General features: G+C 68.4%; 16 protein-coding genes. 9 read left to right on the top strand and 7 right to left on the bottom strand.

Going from position 1 to position 17554, the window contains the following annotated elements; genetic code table 11:
- Positions 1-3: 3 nt before the first annotated feature.
- The 3 genes from aroC to CFB47_RS08640 all read right to left on the bottom strand — a co-directional run bounded on the left by aroC (position 4) and on the right by CFB47_RS08640 (position 3898).
- Entirely contained in the window at positions 4-1104 is a 1101-nt protein-coding gene (aroC, locus tag CFB47_RS08650; RefSeq protein ID WP_089425194.1) for a chorismate synthase, read from the bottom strand.
- A gap of 264 nt (positions 1105-1368) precedes the next feature.
- Entirely contained in the window at positions 1369-3303 is a 1935-nt protein-coding gene (locus CFB47_RS08645) for an MFS transporter (RefSeq protein WP_089460962.1), read from the bottom strand.
- 139 nt (positions 3304-3442) lie between these two features.
- The gene (locus tag CFB47_RS08640) at positions 3443-3898 is read right to left on the bottom strand and encodes a CBS domain-containing protein (protein WP_006755543.1); all 456 of its coding nucleotides are present in this window, start codon (positions 3896-3898) and stop codon (positions 3443-3445) included.
- A gap of 158 nt (positions 3899-4056) precedes the next feature.
- Here CFB47_RS08640 and CFB47_RS08635 point away from each other — a divergent pair, with 158 nt between their 5' ends.
- Positions 4057-4374 (top strand): Mpo1-like protein, encoded by a 318-nt coding sequence (locus CFB47_RS08635; RefSeq protein WP_089439869.1) that lies wholly within the window; start codon positions 4057-4059, stop codon positions 4372-4374.
- 18 nt (positions 4375-4392) lie between these two features.
- Here CFB47_RS08635 and CFB47_RS08630 read toward each other — a convergent pair whose 3' ends face one another.
- Positions 4393-5724: a YihY family inner membrane protein gene (locus CFB47_RS08630; RefSeq protein ID WP_089460961.1), complete on the bottom strand. Its 1332-nt coding sequence runs from the start codon at positions 5722-5724 to the stop codon at positions 4393-4395.
- Positions 5725-5869: 145 nt separating this feature from the next.
- On the opposite strand from CFB47_RS08630, the gene wrbA reads away from it, so the two are divergent.
- From wrbA to CFB47_RS08610, 4 genes are read left to right on the top strand one after another with little or no spacing between them, the layout of a single operon-like run.
- The gene (wrbA, locus tag CFB47_RS08625; protein ID WP_089456080.1) at positions 5870-6490 is read left to right on the top strand and encodes an NAD(P)H:quinone oxidoreductase; all 621 of its coding nucleotides are present in this window, start codon (positions 5870-5872) and stop codon (positions 6488-6490) included.
- Positions 6487-6879 carry a DUF2069 domain-containing protein gene (locus CFB47_RS08620; RefSeq protein WP_089460960.1) on the top strand — a complete coding sequence of 131 codons (393 nt, stop codon included), beginning with the start codon at positions 6487-6489 and terminating at the stop codon, positions 6877-6879. The genes wrbA and CFB47_RS08620 overlap by 4 nt, the downstream gene beginning before the upstream one ends.
- A gap of 18 nt (positions 6880-6897) precedes the next feature.
- Complete coding sequence (locus tag CFB47_RS08615; RefSeq protein WP_089460959.1) at positions 6898-8319, top strand: FAD-binding oxidoreductase; 1422 nt, start codon at positions 6898-6900, stop codon at positions 8317-8319.
- Positions 8320-8344: 25 nt separating this feature from the next.
- Positions 8345-9175: a metallophosphoesterase gene (locus CFB47_RS08610; protein ID WP_089460958.1), complete on the top strand. Its 831-nt coding sequence runs from the start codon at positions 8345-8347 to the stop codon at positions 9173-9175.
- Between the two features lie 59 nt (positions 9176-9234).
- Here the strand turns inward: CFB47_RS08610 and CFB47_RS41140 are convergent, their stop codons facing one another.
- Both CFB47_RS41140 and CFB47_RS08605 read right to left on the bottom strand, forming a co-directional pair.
- Positions 9235-9387 carry a hypothetical protein gene (locus tag CFB47_RS41140; protein WP_179249978.1) on the bottom strand — a complete coding sequence of 51 codons (153 nt, stop codon included), beginning with the start codon at positions 9385-9387 and terminating at the stop codon, positions 9235-9237.
- 117 nt (positions 9388-9504) lie between these two features.
- On the bottom strand, positions 9505-10446 hold the full coding sequence (locus tag CFB47_RS08605) for a LysR family transcriptional regulator (RefSeq protein WP_089460957.1): 942 nt from the start codon (positions 10444-10446) through the stop codon (positions 9505-9507).
- Positions 10447-10603: 157 nt separating this feature from the next.
- Here CFB47_RS08605 and CFB47_RS08600 point away from each other — a divergent pair, with 157 nt between their 5' ends.
- The 4 genes from CFB47_RS08600 to CFB47_RS08585 are packed head-to-tail and all read left to right on the top strand — an operon-like array spanning position 10604 to position 15515.
- On the top strand, positions 10604-12211 hold the full coding sequence (locus CFB47_RS08600; protein WP_089456077.1) for an efflux transporter outer membrane subunit: 1608 nt from the start codon (positions 10604-10606) through the stop codon (positions 12209-12211).
- A gap of 14 nt (positions 12212-12225) precedes the next feature.
- Positions 12226-14427: an FUSC family protein gene (locus tag CFB47_RS08595; RefSeq protein WP_089439861.1), complete on the top strand. Its 2202-nt coding sequence runs from the start codon at positions 12226-12228 to the stop codon at positions 14425-14427.
- The gene (locus CFB47_RS08590) at positions 14424-14627 is read left to right on the top strand and encodes a DUF1656 domain-containing protein (protein WP_011351756.1); all 204 of its coding nucleotides are present in this window, start codon (positions 14424-14426) and stop codon (positions 14625-14627) included. The genes CFB47_RS08595 and CFB47_RS08590 overlap by 4 nt, the downstream gene beginning before the upstream one ends.
- Positions 14628-14639: 12 nt before the next feature.
- Positions 14640-15515 carry an HlyD family secretion protein gene (locus CFB47_RS08585; protein ID WP_089439860.1) on the top strand — a complete coding sequence of 292 codons (876 nt, stop codon included), beginning with the start codon at positions 14640-14642 and terminating at the stop codon, positions 15513-15515.
- 21 nt (positions 15516-15536) lie between these two features.
- On the opposite strand, the gene CFB47_RS08580 is transcribed toward CFB47_RS08585, so the two are convergent.
- Positions 15537-17210, bottom strand: a complete 1674-nt coding sequence (locus CFB47_RS08580; protein ID WP_089460956.1) for a methyl-accepting chemotaxis protein — start codon at positions 17208-17210, stop codon at positions 15537-15539.
- Positions 17211-17554: the final 344 nt, after the last annotated feature.

Raw genomic sequence — 17554 nt, 5'->3', positions numbered from 1 at the left:
GTGTCAGGTCGCGCTGCCCGCGATCTTCGGCGTCGGCGTCTCGACATCGCCGCACTGCGCGCGATGGCGCAATGCATGGTCGATCAGCACCAGCGCCAGCATCGACTCCGCGATCGGCGTCGCACGAATGCCGACGCACGGGTCGTGGCGGCCGAACGTTTCCACCGTCGCTTCCTCGCCGGCCTTCGTGATCGAACGGCGCGGCGTGCGGATGCTCGACGTCGGCTTGATCGCGATCGACACGGTGATGTCCTGCCCCGTCGAAATCCCGCCGAGCACGCCGCCCGCATGATTGCCGACGAAACCGCCCGGCGTCAGCTCGTCGCCGTGCACCGAGCCACGCTGCGCGACGCTGTCGAAGCCCGCGCCGATCTCGACGCCCTTCACCGCGTTGATGCTCATCATCGCCTTTGCGATGTCCGCATCGAGACGGTCGAACACCGGCTCGCCCCAGCCGACCGGCACGCCCGACGCGACGACGTCGATGCGCGCGCCGATCGAATCGCCATCCTTGCGCAGCGCATCCATGTACGCCTCGAGCTCCGGCACGACGGCCGCATTCGGCGAGAAGAACGGATTCTCATGGACGTGCGACCAGTCGACGAATGGCACGTCGATCTCGCCGAGGCCGCTCATGTAGCCGCGCACCTCGACGCCGAAGCGCTCGCGCAGCCACTTCTTCGCGACCGCACCCGCGCCGACGATCGGCGCGGTCAGGCGCGCGGACGAGCGCCCGCCGCCGCGGTAGTCGCGGATGCCGTATTTCTGCCAGTAGGTATAGTCGGCGTGGCCGGGACGGAACGTCTCGACGATGTTGCCGTAGTCCTTGCTGCGCTGGTCGGTGTTGCGGATCAGCAGCGCGATCGGCGTACCGGTCGTCACGCCTTCGAACACGCCCGACAGGATCTCGACCTCGTCGGCCTCCTGCCGCTGCGTCACGTGGCGCGACGTGCCGGGCTTGCGGCGATCGAGTTCGACCTGGATGTCGGCTTCGGTCAGCCCCATTCCCGGCGGGCAGCCGTCGATCACGCAGCCGATCGCGGGACCGTGCGATTCGCCGAAGGTCGTGACAGTGAAAAGCGTGCCGAGGGTATTGCCGGACATGATGGAACCGCCCAAAGAGAAATGGACAAACCGATGCGCTGCCCGGGCCGCAGGCAGGTCGATCGTTTGCCGGTCGAGAAAAAGAGGTAAGCCGCTATTATGCCAGCCGTCCCGGGCACGCGGGCCGTGTGAACCGTTCGGACCACACCGGCCGGCCACGGGAACGGCCCCGGGCGTCGCTTGCCGACCCGCGCCGTTCCGGTCGAACGGGACCGTTCACGGCGGCCATGACGGCCCGGGGCGATGCCGCCGGGCCCGCCCCGCCTACTTACGCGCGCCGCGCAGTTCGGTGACTGCCGCCTGAAGCGCTTCGGGTGTCGCGACCGACGCCGGGATCGGCTCGCCGACCGCCAGCGTCAGCCGGCTCATCACGCCGCGCTTGATGGGCCGCGGCATCCGCGCATCGGAATGCCGCGAAAAATAGCTGCCCCACAGCCCGCGCAGCGCCATCGGGATCACCGGCGCCGGCGTGCGGCTCAGGATCTCCGTGATGCCGTGGTGGAACGTGTTGATGTCGCCCGTCTTCGTCAGCTTGCCTTCCGGGAAGATGCACACGAGTTCACCTTCCTTCAGCGCGGCCTCGCATGCGTCGTACGCGCGCGCGAGCATCGCGGGATCCTCGTGGCGCGGCGCGATCGGGATCGCCTTCGCATGCCGGAACACCCAGCTCGCGAAGCGCGTCTTGAAGATCCGGTGGTCCATCACGAAACGGATCGGGCGCGGGCTCGCGGCGGCCAGCACGAGCGCATCGACGTAACTGACGTGGTTGCACACGAGCACGGCCGCCCCTTCCGCCGGAATCCGCTCCGCGTGCACGAGGCGAATCCGGTAGAACGTATGCACGAGCACCCATGCGACGAAGCGCAGCAGGAACTCGGGCACGAGCAGGTAGATGTACGTCGCGACGATCACGTTCAGCAGCGCGGTGACGAGGAACAGCCCCGGGATGTCGACGCCGGCCTTGGTCAGCCCCATCGCCATCACGGCCGACAGGATCATGAACAGCGCGTTCAGGATGTTGTTCGCGGCGATGATCCGCGCGCGGTGCGTCGGTGCGCTGCGGCTCTGGATCAGCGCGTACAGCGGCACGCTGTAGAAGCCGCCGAACATCGCGAGCAGGAACAGGTCCGCCAGGATGCGCCAGTGGCGCGCGCCGGCCAGGAATTCGCCGACCGACAGCAGATGGCCGGGCGACGGCAGCGCATGGCTCGCGAAATACAGCTCGATCGCGAACACGCTGATGCCGATCGAACCGAGCGGCACGAGGCCGATCTCGACGCGCCGCTGCGACAGGCGTTCGCACAACAGCGAGCCGAGGCCGATACCGACCGAGAACGTCGCGAGCAGGATCGTGACGACGTCGGGGCTCGCGGACAGCACGTCCTTCGCGAAATTGAAGAACGACGTGAGGAACGTCGCACCGACGAACCACAGCCACGAGATACCGAGCAGGCTCAGGAACACGGTGCGGTTCTGCCGGGCGAGCCCGAGGTTGCGCCAGGTCTCGCTGACCGGATTCCAGTTGATCACGAGATCGGGCTGCGGCGCCGGCGTGGGCGGCACGCGCTGCGCGACGAACCGCCCCGCGAGCGCGATGACGACGACGCTCACCGCGAGCACGCGCTCGCCGTTGCCCTCGATGCCCGCGGCCGCGCCGCCGATGATCGTGCCGATCAGGATCGCGATGAACGTGCCCATCTCGACGAGGCCGTTGCCGCCGACCAGCTCGTGCTCGCCGAGATGCTGCGGCAGGTACGAATACTTGACGGGCCCGAACAGTGTCGAGTGCATCCCCATCATGAACGTGCACAGATACAGCAGCGGCGCGCTGTGCGTGACGAAACCGGCCGCGCCGACCAGCATCAGCACGATCTCGAAGGTCTTCACGAAGCGCGTGAGGGTCGCCTTGTCGTACTTGTCGGCGATCTGGCCGGACGTCGCCGAGAACAGCACGAACGGCAGGATGAAGATCGCGGAAATCAGGAAGGCCGCCGTCTTCGCATCGACGCCGGAGAACCGCGCGGTGTGATAGGTGACGAGCGACGTGAAACCGATCTTGAAGACGTTGTCGTTCAGCGCGCCGAGGAACTGGGTCGTGAAGAACGGCGCGAAACGGCGCTCACGCAGCAGGTCGAACTGCGACGCGTGCGCGCGCCGTTCGTCAGGCCGCCTGGAAGTGGCTTGCGTTTGATCGCTCATGCGGAATACGCGCGCGCCGTCTGGGCAGTGCTGCGCGGGCCTCGTGTGGTCATTGAAAAAACGGCGGCGCAGGACCCACCTGCGCCGCCGCGTGCCGGGTGGCGGCGCCCGCGCATGACGGCGACGGGCGCGGCAGGGTTCACGACTTGTGCGCTTCGGCTTCCGATTCCGGCCAGTCGCGGATGTATGCCTTCAGCATCCGGTTCTCGAAGCTCTGCGCCTCGACGACCGTCTTCGCGACGTCGTAGAACGAAATGACGCCCATCAGCACCTTCTTGTCGAGCACCGGCATGTAGCGCGCATGGCGCTCGAGCATCATCCGGCGCACTTCGTTGACGTCCGTTTCCGGCGTGCACGTGAGCGGCTCGTCCATCACCTTGCGCACCTGCACGTCGCCGATCGCGCCGCCGTTCACATGCAGACGCAGGATGATCTCGCGGAACGTCAGCATGCCGACGAGATCGCCGTACTCCATCACGACGAGCGAACCGATGTCGTGTTCGGCCATCGTATCGACCGCTTCGCGCAGCGGCTTATCGGGCGTCACCGTAAACAGCGTGTTGCCCTTCACTTTCAGAATATCGCTGACGCGCATCGTAGTCCCCTCATGCTTGAATGCAAAACCTCTTTCGATCCTATCGGAAAGCCTGTCAAAAGGAAAGCGCGGGCCCGCGCGGCGGGCCGCCCCCCGCTTGCGGAAGCGGACTGCCGGCAGCACAATGGCCCCATGAACAGCGGCCGGAGGAGACGTCCATGGCGCATACGCATTCGGAGCAATTCGCCAGCTTCGCCGATTTCTACCCGTATTACCTGAATGAACACCAGAACCAGACGTCGCGGCGGCTGCACTTCGTCGGCTCGCTCGGCGTGATCGGCTGCGTCGCGATGGCGATCGCGACCGGCGACTGGCTGTGGCTGCCTGCGGCGATCGTCTGCGGCTACGGCTTCGCGTGGGTCGGGCACTTCTTCTTCGAAAAGAACCGCCCGGCCACGTTTCGGCACCCGATCTACAGCCTGATGGGCGACTGGGTGATGTTCAAGGATATCTGTACGGGCAAGATCCCGTTATAACGCGGCCGGGCGCCCCGCTCACGCGGGGCGCGGCGGCCGCGCGTGCGGATCGGGCGCGGCGCCCGGTGCCTGCCCCGCAATCGCCGCCGGCTGCGCCCCCGCAAGCCGGTGCGCAGCGATCAGCGACGCGAGCGACACGTCGAAGCGGTCGCTCGACAGCGCCGCGAGCAGCGCCGCGCCGTCGACGTGGCTGCGGCGCCGCTGCAGCTGGTAGGTCAGTTCGGTGCGATCGATCACCAGCACGTCGAACAGTTGCGCAAGCGTCAACTGCTCCGGGTTCGCGAGCAGGATGTAGCGCGGCGTGGTCTCGCCGCCGCCGTCCAGCCGCGCAATCCATTCCCGCTCCTCCATCGTCGTCAGCAGGCGCTGCGCGGTTTCCATGTCGCAGCGCAACATGGTCGCGAGCCGCATCGCCGTGTAGCCGCGCTTGCCGGCGGCGCGCGCCTCGGCCAGCCGCGCGAGCATTTCCAGCGCGTCGAGCAGGTCGCTGCCCGGGTAGTGGATGCGGTGGAACTGGCCGACGCGGATCGCCGGCAGCGCGGACGCCACCATCGCGCCGAGCAGCGCGATGAACCAGCTCAGGTACACCCACAACAGGAACACGGGCAGCGCCGCGAACGCGCCATAGACGGCCGTATAGGTCGGAATGCGCCGCACGTAGTAGCCGAAGCCGCGCTTCGCGAGCTCGAACGCGACGGCCGCGAACAGCCCGCCGATCACCGCGTCGCGCCATGCAACCGTGCAGTTCGGCAGGTACACGTACAGCAGCGTGAACGCGAGCACCGTCAACGGCAGCGAGACGAGCGCGAGCAGCCACTCGACGATCGACGTGGACGGCGCGGCGCCGGTAAACGCCAGCGACTGCGTGAACAGGTACGACGAGATCGACAGGCTCACGCCGAACAGCAACGGGCCGAGCGTGATCAGCGCCCAGTACGCGAGCACGCGCTGCGCGAACGGCCGCGGCTTGCGCACCCGCCAGATCAGGTTGAACGCCGACTCGATCGTCATCATCGTCATCACCGACGTGACGACGAGCACGATCAGGCCGGCCGTCGTCAACCCCTTCGCCTTCGACGCGAACTGGTTCAGGTACTTGAAGATCTGGACGTTGAACTGCGCGGGCATCAGGTGATCCGCGAGGAACCCCTGCAGCGAGATCTGGAACGACGCGAACATCGGGAACGCGGTGAACAGCGCGAACGCGACCGTCACGAGCGGCACGAGCGCCAGCATCGTCGTGAACGTGAGGCTGCCCGCCACTTGCGGGATGCGATCCTCGGCGCTGCGCCGGGCCGCGAACTGCGCGAGGCGCTTGATGGTGTCGAGATCGACGCTCAACTTCGGCAAACGACTTCTCCTTCTTGATGCCGCGCGCCCGATGGCGCGCCGCCGCCGCGCTACGCGACGGCTTCAGCCCCTATAATAGCCGCTCGATTCCAGCAGGGGCCGACTGCACCGGGCACGCGCGCGGCCGCACGCGGCTCCGTCGCCCATGAAAGACATCCTCGTCCTCTATTACAGCCGCCACGGCGCCACGCGCGATCTCGCGCTCGCGATCGCGAACGGCATCGACAGCGTGCCGGGCATGCAGGCCCGCATCCGCACCGTGCCGCCCGTGTCGGCCGTCTGCGAAGCCACCGCCCCCGACATCCCCGCCGACGGCCCGCCGTACGCGGAGCTGCGCGATCTCGAGGAATGCGCGGGCCTGGCGCTCGGCTCGCCGACCCGCTTCGGCAACATGGCCGCCGCGCTCAAGTATTTCCTCGACGGCACCACACCGCAATGGCTGTCGGGCGCCCTGACCGGCAAGCCGGCCTGCGTGTTCACGTCGACGGGCAGCCTGCACGGCGGCCAGGAATCCACGTTGCTGTCGATGATGCTGCCGCTGCTCCATCACGGAATGATGATCGTGGGAATTCCGTACACGGAATCCGCGCTCACCACGACGCGCACCGGCGGCACGCCCTACGGCGCATCGCACGTCGCGCAGCACGATCGCTCGGCAGCCGCCGGGCTGTCGGCGGACGAAAAGGCGCTCGCGTCCGCGCTCGGCGTGCGGCTCGCGCGCGCAGCGGCGGCCCTGTCCAGCGCCCAGGCCGCCGAGACCGCATGAACACCCCCGCCCGCCCCGCCGTCGCGGCCCGGCCGCGCCACGCGCTGATCGCCACCGCATGCCTCGTCGCACTGATCGCGCTGTCGCTCGCGTGGGAGCTGTGGCTCGCGCCGCTGCGCCCGGGCGGCTCCGCGCTGATGCTCAAGGCGATCCCGCTCGCGCTCGCGCTGCCCGGCGTCTGGCGGCGTAACATCTATACGATGCAGTGGGCGAGCATGCTGATACTCGTCTATTTCGCCGAGGGCGTCGTGCGCGGCATGTCCGATCGCGGGCTGTCCGCGACGCTCGGCTGGTGCGAGACCGCGCTCGCCGTCGGCTTCTTCGTGGCGGCGCTGGCGTACGTCGCGCCGTTCAAGCGCGCGGCGAAAAAGTCGCGCGCCGCGTCCTGACCCTTACGCGACAAGGTGATGATGTCCTCCGAAGCTTTCGTTTCCGCGTGCCGTGACGCGATCGGCGCCGATCATGTGCTGACCGACCCGCACGATACCGAACCGTTCCTGATCGACTGGCGCCGCCGCTACAAGGGTGCCGCGTGCGCGGTGCTGAAGCCCGCGAACACGGCCGAAGTCGCCGCGCTCGTCAAGCTGGCCAACGCACATGGCATCGCGCTCGTGCCGCAAGGCGGCAACACGGGCCTGGCCGGCGGCGCCACGCCCGACGCGAGCGGCAGCCAGGCCGTGCTGAGCGTCACGCGCCTGAACCGCGTGCGTGCGCTCGATCCGCACAACAACACGATTACCGTCGAAGCCGGCGTGATCCTCGCCGACGTGCAGGCGCGCGCCCGCGAAGGCGGCCGGCTGTTCGCGCTGAGCCTCGCGGCGGAAGGCAGCTGCACGATCGGCGGCAATCTGTCGACCAACGCGGGCGGCACCGCGGTGCTGCGCTACGGCAACGCGCGCGAGCTGTGCCTCGGGCTCGAGGTCGTGACGCCGCAGGGCGAGATCTGGGACGGGCTGCGCGGACTGCGCAAGGACAACACGGGCTACGACCTGCGCGACCTGTTCATCGGCGCGGAAGGCACGCTCGGGATCATCACGGCGGCCGTGATGAAGCTGCATCCGCTGCCGGCCGCGCAGGTCACCGCCCTCGCCGCGCTCGAATCGCCGCACGCGGCGCTCGATTTCCTCGCACTCGCGCAGCGCGCGGCCGGGCCGCTGCTGACCGGGTTCGAGCTGATGTCGGACTTCTGCATGCAGCTCGTCGGCAAGCACTACCCGCAACTGCGCTACCCGTTCGCGCAGACGCATGCGCAGACGGTGCTGCTGGAGCTGTCCGACAACGAAAGCGAAGCGCATGCGCGCGCGCTGTTCGAAAAACTGATGGAAGAAGCGTTCGAGGCCGGGCTCGTGGTCGACGCGGTGGTCGCGGAGAATCTCGCGCAGTCGCGCGCGTTCTGGGATCTGCGTGAGCACATCCCGCTCGCGCAGGCCGACGAGGGGCTCAACATCAAGCACGACATCGCGGTGCCGATTTCGTCGATCGCGCGCTTCATCGACGAGACCGACGCGGCGATCCAGCAAGCCGCGCCGGGCGCGCGGATGGTGACGTTCGGCCACCTCGGCGACGGCAATCTCCACTACAACGTGCAGATGCCCGAAGGCGGCGACCCGAAAGCGTTCCTGGCCGCGTTCCAGGCGCCGATCAACCGGATCGTCTACGACAACGTGCACCGCCACCACGGCACGATCAGCGCGGAGCACGGCATCGGCCAGTTGAAGATCGACGACGCGCAGCGCTACAAGTCGCCGGTCGAAACGACGCTGATGCGCACGCTGAAGACCGCGCTCGACCCGCGCGGCCTGATGAATCCCGGCAAGGTCCTGCGCTGAAGCCGTCCACTCCGGAGCCACGCCCGTGAAAGTCCGCGTCCTGTCCGACCTGCATCTCGAAAGCAACCTGCCCGACGCGATCCCGCATGCCGACGCGGATCTCGTCGTGCTCGCCGGCGACATCCACAATCATGCGGAAGGCCTGCGCTGGGCCGCCGAAACGTTCGATCCCGCGGTGCCGGTGATCTACGTGCCGGGCAACCACGAGTACTACGACGGGGAATTCGGCGCGCTGGAGTCGGCGATGCGCGATGCGGCGCGGGCGCTCGACAACGTGCATTACCTGAACAACGACGTCTACGTCGATCCCGCGCAGCGCTACCGCGTGGTCGGCACGACGCTCTGGGCCGATTTTTCGCTGTTCGGCGCCGACGAAGCCAGCGTTGCCGGTTCGATCGAGGCCGGGCAGCGCGTGATGCTCGATTTCAAGGGATTGATCCAGGTGACCTGGCCGCACGATGCGGCGCTGCATGCGGCGCCAGGCACGCCGGAGCGGGATTTCTCGCCGGCGGACGCGATCGCGCTGCATCGACGCAGCCGCGCGTGGCTCGAAGCGCAGCTCGCCACACCGTTCGCGGGCCAGACGATCGTCGTGACCCACCATGCGCCGCACCGGCGCTCGCTGGCGGCGCGTTATGCGGAAGATCTGGCGTCGGCGGGATTCGTGACGGATATGGCGGAACTCGTGCAGCCGCCGGTCAATCTGTGGCTCCACGGCCACACGCATACGTCATTCGACTATGTGGCGGACGGCGGCACGCGCGTGGTGTGCAACCCGCGCGGCTACATCCACAGGCGCACCGGCGAACTGGAAAATACCGCGTTCGCGTGGGACAAGGTCGTCGAGCTCGGCTGAACGCCGGCCCGCGCGGCCGCGTTGCGCGGCCTTTTCCGACCCGGAGCGTGACGGCCCGATCAGCGGCCGGGACGGCGTTGCTCGCGCACCCGCACCGGCACCGGCCTCATCTGCGCCTTCGCCTTCATCGCGCGCAGCAGGTCGCGGGTCGCCGCGGCAGCCGCGGCCGCGCCCAGCAGGACTCCAAGGCCGATCATCAGGTGCGTATCCATTGCCACTCCGGGGTTGCGTATCTCGTTAATTCTCACAGTATCAAACTGTCTGACACGCGTTCGTAAAAAAATGTTGCGTGAAGGACAAATCTCGTCAGATCGCGGTCAACCGCGCTGTCATGTCGCACGCGTGTACTGCTCGAGCGCGGCTTCGTCGGCGGCGAGCGTGGCCGGCAGTTCGTCGCGCAGGAAATCGACCCAGGTGCGAATTTTCGCGTCGAGGTACTGGCGCGACGGATACAGCGCGTAGATGTTCATCACGTGCGACCGGTACTCGGGCATCACGCGCACGATGTGCCCGCTGCGCAGCCAGCCGATCGCCGAATAGAGCGGCAGACCGCCGATCCCCATCCCTTCCCGCACGGCCACCGCGAGCGCCTCGGCGACGTTCACGCGAAACGGCGGCGCCGTGACCGGCACGACCTCGTCGCCGTTCGGCCCCGACAGCGCCCATTCGTCGAAGTGAAAGCCCGGCGCGATCATCCCGAGGCACACGTGCTGCGCGAGGTCGGCCGGCCGCTGCGGCACGCCGTGCGACTCGACATACGCGGGCGATGCGCACACGACGCTGTAGCTCACGCCGAGCCGCTGCGACACGAGCCCGGAATCGGGCAGGTCGCGGCCGACGACGATCGCGACGTCATACCCCTCGTCGAGCAAATCGGGCATCCGCTGCGCGAGGGTCAGCTCGACATGCACGTCCGGGTAGCGCTCGCGATAGCGCGCGATGGCCGGCACCAGGTAGTGCTGGCCGAGGCTCGTGAAGCAATGCACCTTCAGCTTGCCCGACGGGCGCGCATGCGCGTCGCCCGCCTCGGCTTCGGCCTGGTCGACATACGCGAGGATCTGCTCGCAGCGCTGCAGGTAGCGCTCGCCGGCTTCGGTGAGCGCGATCCGGCGTGTCGTGCGGTTCAGGAGACGCGTGCGCAGGTGCGCCTCGAGATCCGAGACCGCGCGCGACGCGTAGGCGGTAGTCGAATTCATCTGCTGGGCGGCCGCGGTAAAACTTCCCGCGTCGACCACGCGGACGAATACCCGCATGTTTTGTAACGTATCCATCCCATTGCCCGTTTGAATCCGGACGGATTGTTGCACAGAGGCGAACAAGTATTGTCTCAGGATTCGTAAAAATGACTTGCACCCTTGTCCATTTATTCAGGAATCACTGAAAAATATAATCGCATCCGACTCATCTATATCGGAAAGGGAGAAAATCGTGCAGTCTCCGGCGACAAAAGGGACGCTCGCACTGGCGGTTCTTGCAGTCTCATTAATAATGGCCGGCTGCGCGAGCATGGGCGACAACAAGCCGCAGTCGGCCCGCATCGAAGCGAACGCGCTCGACGCCGGCGCTGCGATTCGCGCGGCCGACCGTGACGCGGGCTGGCCCGCGGCCGACTGGTGGCGCGCCTACCGCGATCCGCAACTCGACGCCTGGATCGCCAACGCCCAGGCCGGCAACCCGACGCTCGCGGCCGCCGAGGCACGAGTGCGCGAAGCGCAGGCGATGGCGCGCGTGGCCCGCTCGGCCGAGCTGCCGCAGATCAACGGCAACCTGTCGCTGATGCGCCAGCACTGGCCGGACAACGTGTACTACGGCCCCGGCCCGCTCGCGAACACCGATACCTGGAACAACACCGGCACGCTCGGCCTGTCGTACCACCTCGACCTGTGGGGCAAGGACAAGAACGCGACCGAGCGCGCGCTCGACACAGCGCATGCGACCGCCGCCGACGCGCGTGCGGCCAAGCTCGAGCTCGAAGTCAACGTCGTGCGTGCGTACGTCGGCATGTCGATGAACTATGCGCTGCTCGACCTCGCGCACGAAACGTTCGAACGCCAGCGCGCGCTCGCCGATCTGGCGCGCAAGCGGCTGCAGGCCGGCCTCGGCACGCAGCTCGAAGTGAGCCAGGCGGAATCGACGCTGCCCGATTATGAGCGCCAGATCGACAGTTATGAGGAAGCGATCCAGCTCGCGCGGCACCAGCTCGCCGCGCTGGCCGGCAAGGGCCCGGGCGCGGGCGATGCGATCAAGCGGCCGCAGCTGTCGCTCGACGCACCGGCCGGCCTGCCGTCGGCGATGCCGGCCGACCTGCTCGGCCGCCGCCCCGACGTCGTCGCGGCGCGCTGGACGGTCGACGCGCAGGCGCGCGGCATCGATGTCGCGAAGGCGTCGTTCTACCCGAACATCGACCTGCTCGCGACGGTCGGCGGCTTCGGCGTGACCGCACCGTTCACCGACTTCCTGCGCGCGATGAACGGCGGCTGGACGGCCGGCCCTGCGCTGTCGCTGCCGATCTTCGAAGGCGGCCGGCTGCGTGCGCAGCTCGGCGCCGCGAATGCCGGCTACGACCAGGCGGTCGAGCGCTACAACCAGACGATCGTCGGCGCGCTCAAGGACATCGCCGACCAGGTCGTGCGGATCCGTTCGCTCGATACGCAGAAAAAGGACGCCGCACGCTCGGTGGCCGCCAACGACCGCAGCTACCAGCTGTCGCGCGAAGGCTTCCGCCGCGGGCTGACCGATTACGTGAACGTGCTGGTCGCGCAGCAGCAGTTGCTGCGCGCGCAGGAAACGGCCGCCCGCATCGATGCGGAACGCCTCGCCGCGCACGCGCAGTTGATGGCCGCGCTCGGCGGTGGGGTCGAGACGGATACGGACGTTCGGGGCGGCCATCCGCAGGGCGGCCATCCGTCGCATGACGAATCCGCCACCGGCGCAGCCGCGCCTGCCGCCGCGTCGGGCGCGAAGCCCGTGGCGGCCGTCGCCCGGCCCACGCAGGTGGCCGCCGCCGGCGCGTCCGGCGTGCCGGCCGCACGGTAACGCGGAGCGACGCCATGTCAGCCTCCTCCCCCGCTTCCACGCCCGCCGGCGGCCCGTTCGCGGCCTGGGCCGCCGCGTTCGGCGACTGGGCCCGCACCGACGGCGCCGCGTGGCTCTACCTGTTCAAGGCGCTGCTCGCGACCTTCATCGCGCTCGGCGTATCGATGCGGCTCGACCTGCCGGCACCGAAGACGGCGATGACGACCGTCTTCATCGTGATGCAGCCGCAAAGCGGCGCCGTGCTCGCGAAGAGCTTCTACCGGGTCGCCGGCACGATCTTCGGGCTCATCGCGACGCTCACGTTCGTCGGGCTGTTCCCGCAGCAGCCGCAGCTGTTCCTGCTGGCGATCGCCATCTGGATCGCGCTGTGCACCGCCGGCGCGGCGCGCAACCGCAACTTCCGCAGCTACGGCTTCCTGCTCGCCGGCTATACGACCGCGCTGATCGGCCTGCCCGCGTCGCAGCACCCGGACGGCGCCTTCATGAGCGCGATGACGCGCGTCTCCGAAGTGATCATCGGGATCGTGTCGGCCGGCGTGGTCAGCGCGCTCGTGTTTCCGCAGTACACCGGCGAGCAGATGCGCACGACGGTGCGCAAGCGCTTCGGCAGCTTCGTGGACTACGTCGCGTCGGCGCTGTCGGGCCAGCTCGACCGCGCGCACATCGAGACGATCCACACGCGCTTCGTCGCCGACGTGGTCGGCTTCGAGGCCGCGCGCAGCATGGCCGTGTTCGAGAATCCGGACACGCGCATGCGCAGCGGCCGGCTCGCACGCCTGAACAGCGAATTCATGAGCGCATCGAGCCGCTTTCACGCGCTGCATCAGTTGATGAACCGGCTGCACGCAGCCGGTGCGCAGGCCGCGATCGATGCGATCGAGCCGTATTTCCGCGAAATCGCGCCGCTGCTCACGCGCCATGGCGAACCCGTGCGCACGTCGATCGACGCCGCGCACTCGGCCGAGCAACTGCTCGCGTGGCGCGACGCGCTGCCGCGCCGCATCCGCGCGACGCGCGCGGAACTCGAAACGCAGCCCGGCTTCCCGCTGCTCGACTTCGACACGGCCGCCGAGCTGCTGTACCGCTTCATCACCGACCTGCAGGAATATGCGGCGACCTATGCCTCGCTCGCGACCGCGACGCACGAGCGCGAACGCTGGATCGAGCGCTACGAGCCGCGCACCAACCGGACGGCCGCCACGATCGCGGGGATCCGCACTGCGACGGTGATTCTCGCGCTGGGCTGGTTCTGGATCGAGACCGCGTGGCCGAGCGGCGTGATGCTGGTGCTGAACGCCGCGGCGACCTGCGCGCTCGCGTCGTCGGCACCGCGCCCGACCGCGATGGCCGCCCAGATGGGGATGGGCACGGCGCTGGCCGTTTGTACCGGCTTCCTGCTGATGTTCGGCATCTACCCGCGGATCGACGGCTTCTGGCTGCTGTGCGCGGCGCTCGCGCCATTGCTCGCGATCGGCATCTACATGACGCTGAAGCCGAAGCTCGCGGGCTACGGGATGGGCTACCTGATCTTCTTCTGCTTCCTCGCGGGCCCGGACAGCATCACGCACTACGATCCGACGAGCTTCATGAACGATGCGCTCGCGCTGCTGCTGTCGATGCTGGTATCGGCGATCGCGTTCGCCGTGCTGTTCCCGCCGACCGCGCCGTGGCTCAAGAAGCGGCTGCTCGCCGACCTGCGCCACCAGGCCGTCGCGGCCTGCCATGCGCGGCTCGCCGGCTTGCGCACGCGCTTCGAGAGCGGCGCGCGCGACCTGATGTACCAGGCGCACACGCTGTCGGCCGACCAGCCCGACGTGCAGCGCGACGCGCTGCGCTGGATGTTCGCGGTGCTCGAAACCGGCAACGCGGCCATCGACCTGCGCCATGAGCTGGCCACACTGCCGTCCGATCCGCGCTATGCGCCGACGACGCCGTGGCGACGCGCGATCGAGACGATGCGCGCCGCGCTGTCGTCGCTGTTCACCCGGCCGGACGCCGAACGCTTCGACGCCACGCTCGCCGCGGTCAACGCTGCGATCGATGCGACCCGGCAGACGCTCGACGCGTTCACGCCGACGCGCGAGGAACGCCACCAGTTGCAGCGGATCCTGAGCCACCTGCATTTCGTGCGCACGGCCCTGCTCGATCCCGAATCGCCGCTCGCCGCGCTCAACCGCAACCGCCCCGTGCGTCCCCAACCAGGAGCCTCGTCATGATGCCGCGTGAAATCGCCATTCTCGATGCCTACATGCCCACGGTGGTGCTGATGTTCGTCCTCGGCGCGCTCGCGACCTGGGCCGTCGACCGCCTGCTCGCCTACACGGGCCTCTACCGACTCGTCTGGCACCCGTCGCTGTTCCGGGCCTGCCTTCTCGTCTGCATTTGCGGCGGACTGAGTCTTGCCGTTTACCGTTGATTCCGAACCATCATGATTCTCAGAAAACTCTTCGGCTTCGTCGCGACCGCCATCATTCTTCTCGTCGCGATCCTGATCGGGCGCTCGCTGTGGGTGCACTACATGGATGATCCGTGGACGCGCGACGGGCGCGTGCGCGCCGAGATCGTCAACGTCGCGCCGGACGTGTCGGGCGCGATCGTCGAGCTGCCCGTGCATGACAACCAGCTCGTCAAGAAAGGCGACCTGATCATGCAGATCGACCCGTCGCACTACCAGATCGCGGTCGAGCAGGCGCAGGCGGCCGTTGCCGCCCGCCGCGCGGAACTGCAGATGCGCCGCGACGACGCGGCCCGCCGCGCGGATCTCGATGCGCTCGTCGTGTCGAAGGAAAATCGCGAGAACGCCGCGCACAGTGCGTCGAGCGCCGATGCGCAATACCAGCAGGCGATCGCCGCGCTCGATGCCGCGAAGCTCAACCTCGAGCGCACGCGCGTCGTCGCGCCGGTCGACGGCTACATCACGAACCTGCAGACGTTCAAGGGCAACTACGCGGTGGCCGGCCAGGCGAAGCTCGCGATCGTCGACAGCCATTCGTTCTGGGTCTACGGCTACTTCGAGGAAACCAAGCTGCCGCGCGTGAAGATCGGTGCGCCGGCCGAGATGCGGCTGATGAGCGGCGGCGTGATGAAGGGCCACGTCGAAAGCATCTCGCGCGGCATCTACGATCGCGACAACCCGCAAAGCCGCGACCTCGTCGCGGACGTGAACCCGACCTTCAACTGGGTGCGCCTCGCGCAGCGCGTGCCGGTGCGCATCAAGATCGACGACGTGCCGGCCGACGTGGTGCTGTCGGCGGGCACGACCTGCACGGTCATCATCGATCCGGACAAGCAGAAGAAGTCGTAAGCGCCGGATGGCCGGGGGCGCTTACGCGGCGATGCGGAAACGCCCGACCAGCGACTTCAGCGCCTGAGCCTGCTCGTCGAGCGCATTCGCGGCCGCGGCCGCCTGTTCGACGAGCGCCGCGTTCTGCTGGGTGCCGGCATCCATTTGCGTGACCGCGCGGCCGATCTCTTCGATGCCGGCGCTCTGCTCGTCGGATGCCGCCGAAATCTCGCCGATGATGTCGGTCACGCGCTTCACCGCGCGCACGACGTCGCCCATCGTGCGGCCCGCGTCGTGCGCGAGCGTCGCACCGTTCGCGACGCGCTCCACCGACGCACCGATCAACTCGCGAATCTCCTTCGCCGCGGTCGCCGAGCGCTGCGCGAGCAACCGCACCTCGCCCGCGACCACCGAGAAGCCACGCCCCTGCTCGCCGGCGCGCGCGGCCTCGACCGCCGCATTCAACGCGAGAATGTTGGTCTGGAACGCGATCCCCTCGATCGTGCCGATGATGTCGCGGATGTTCTTCGCGCTGTCGTCGATCTCGCTCATCGTCGCCACCACCCGCCCGACGACTTCCCCGCCCGTCTCCGCGACGGCCGACGCATTGGCCGCGAGCGCGCTCGCCTGCCGCGCGTTCTCGGCGTTCTGGCGTACGGTCGACGTGAGCTGCTCCATGCTGGCCGCGGTGCGCTCGAGCGCGACGGCCTGCTGCTCGGTGCGCTTCGACAGATCGAGGTTGCCGGTGGAGATCTCGCCCGACGCCGCCGCGATCGCCTCGGCGCTGACGGCGATCTCGCCGACGGTCGCCGCGAGCCCGGTCTGCATCTCGGCCAGCGCACGCACCATGCTGTCGCGGTCGTGCCGGCCCAGCGTGATCGGTCGCGTCAGGTCGCCGCGCGCGATGTCCGCGGCGATCGCCTTCGCGTGCGCGGGCTCGCCGCCGAGCTGTGACGCGAGACGGCGCACGACGCGCTCGGCGATCACGATCGCGAGCACGATCAGCGCAACCGTCATCGCCGCGATCATCGCGAACGACGACGAGAATATGGTGGCGGACGCATCGAGCGTCGCCTTCGACTTCGCGCCGCGCGTCTTCACGAGTTCGGCGACGAGTTTCTCGAGCTTGCCGGTTTCGACCAGCAGCGACACGTCCTGCGTGCCGACCTGCCAGTTCATCTGCGACAGGTCGAGCGGCTGCGCACGCACGAGTTCGACGAAATCTCGCAGATGCGCGCTCCATGTGCCGACCGCCGTCGAGAACGCGTGCAGCCGCGCCGAATCGTCGGCGTCGGCCGGATCCGCATAGCGCTGCAGCGTACCGAGCGCCTGGCCGATCGACGCGAGCCCCGCGCCCACGTCGGCGCCCAGTTCGTCGCGCTCCTTCGCGGTGGTCGCGGTCAGCAGCATCTTCTGGGCACGGCTCGCGCGCAACACTTCGGCCCGGACCTCCTCGGCCGCGCGGCTCGCGACGTGGCCCTGCTCGTAGACCGACGCGATCGACGCGTTCAGCCGGCTGATCTGCCAGAGCGAGAACACGCCGATCGCCAGCGTGCCGACCAGCAGGATCGCGAAGGCGGCGCGCAACGTCGCCTTGACGGTCCACGGCCGGCGCTCGCGACGCGCCGCGCGCGGGCGCCGTGCGGCGCGGCCGGCGGCAACGTCGGGGGCGGCGGCGGCCACACCCGGCTGTGGATGCAAAGATGCTGCTTTCATCGAACTATCCCCGTATTGATCACGCGGCCGGAAAGGTCGGTCCCGGCGTTCCCGCGATGGCTGGCCTTGCCGCGCGTCCTGCGCCCGCACCGGCGGATAGCCGGTGCCGGGCGCGGCGCGCCTGTTGTCATTGGGTCGTTCTACGGCCGCCACCGCCGTTTCTTGAGTCCGGGAAACCACGCACCGGCCCCCGGACGCGCCCTCCGCCGACCGGCAGGGGCGCCGCCTGCGTTATACCCGGTCAAAAAAGTGCGTATCGGACGATCCGTCAGATGAATGTCCGATTCGCGATAAAACTTGTCCTGACATTCTCGATACGCCACATTACACTTCTTTGACGCAGC

The sequence above is a fragment of the Burkholderia sp. AU27893 genome (genome assembly GCF_002223205.1).
Lineage (GTDB): Bacteria > Pseudomonadota > Gammaproteobacteria > Burkholderiales > Burkholderiaceae > Burkholderia.
The sequence above is the reverse complement of the archived record's forward strand: the minus strand, read 5'-3'. Positions and strand labels throughout refer to the sequence as shown.

Bases quoted from the DNA above. Each gene is read 5' to 3' on its own strand.
- wrbA (WP_089456080.1), top strand. From the start codon at position 5,870: ATGAAAGACATCCTCGTCCTCTATTACAGCCGCCACGGCGCCACGCGC.
- CFB47_RS41140 (WP_179249978.1), bottom strand. From the start codon at position 9,387: ATGGATACGCACCTGATGATCGGCCTTGGAGTCCTGCTGGGCGCGGCC.
- CFB47_RS08635 (WP_089439869.1), top strand. From the start codon at position 4,057: ATGGCGCATACGCATTCGGAGCAATTCGCCAGCTTCGCCGATTTCTAC.
- CFB47_RS08585 (WP_089439860.1), top strand. From the start codon at position 14,640: ATGATTCTCAGAAAACTCTTCGGCTTCGTCGCGACCGCCATCATTCTT.
- CFB47_RS08590 (WP_011351756.1), top strand. From the start codon at position 14,424: ATGATGCCGCGTGAAATCGCCATTCTCGATGCCTACATGCCCACGGTG.
- CFB47_RS08615 (WP_089460959.1), top strand. From the start codon at position 6,898: ATGATGTCCTCCGAAGCTTTCGTTTCCGCGTGCCGTGACGCGATCGGC.
- CFB47_RS08595 (WP_089439861.1), top strand. From the start codon at position 12,226: ATGTCAGCCTCCTCCCCCGCTTCCACGCCCGCCGGCGGCCCGTTCGCG.
- CFB47_RS08645 (WP_089460962.1), bottom strand. From the start codon at position 3,303: ATGAGCGATCAAACGCAAGCCACTTCCAGGCGGCCTGACGAACGGCGC.
- CFB47_RS08580 (WP_089460956.1), bottom strand. From the start codon at position 17,210: ATGAAAGCAGCATCTTTGCATCCACAGCCGGGTGTGGCCGCCGCCGCC.
- CFB47_RS08620 (WP_089460960.1), top strand. From the start codon at position 6,487: ATGAACACCCCCGCCCGCCCCGCCGTCGCGGCCCGGCCGCGCCACGCG.
- CFB47_RS08640 (WP_006755543.1), bottom strand. From the start codon at position 3,898: ATGCGCGTCAGCGATATTCTGAAAGTGAAGGGCAACACGCTGTTTACG.
- aroC (WP_089425194.1), bottom strand. From the start codon at position 1,104: ATGTCCGGCAATACCCTCGGCACGCTTTTCACTGTCACGACCTTCGGC.
- CFB47_RS08605 (WP_089460957.1), bottom strand. From the start codon at position 10,446: ATGGATACGTTACAAAACATGCGGGTATTCGTCCGCGTGGTCGACGCG.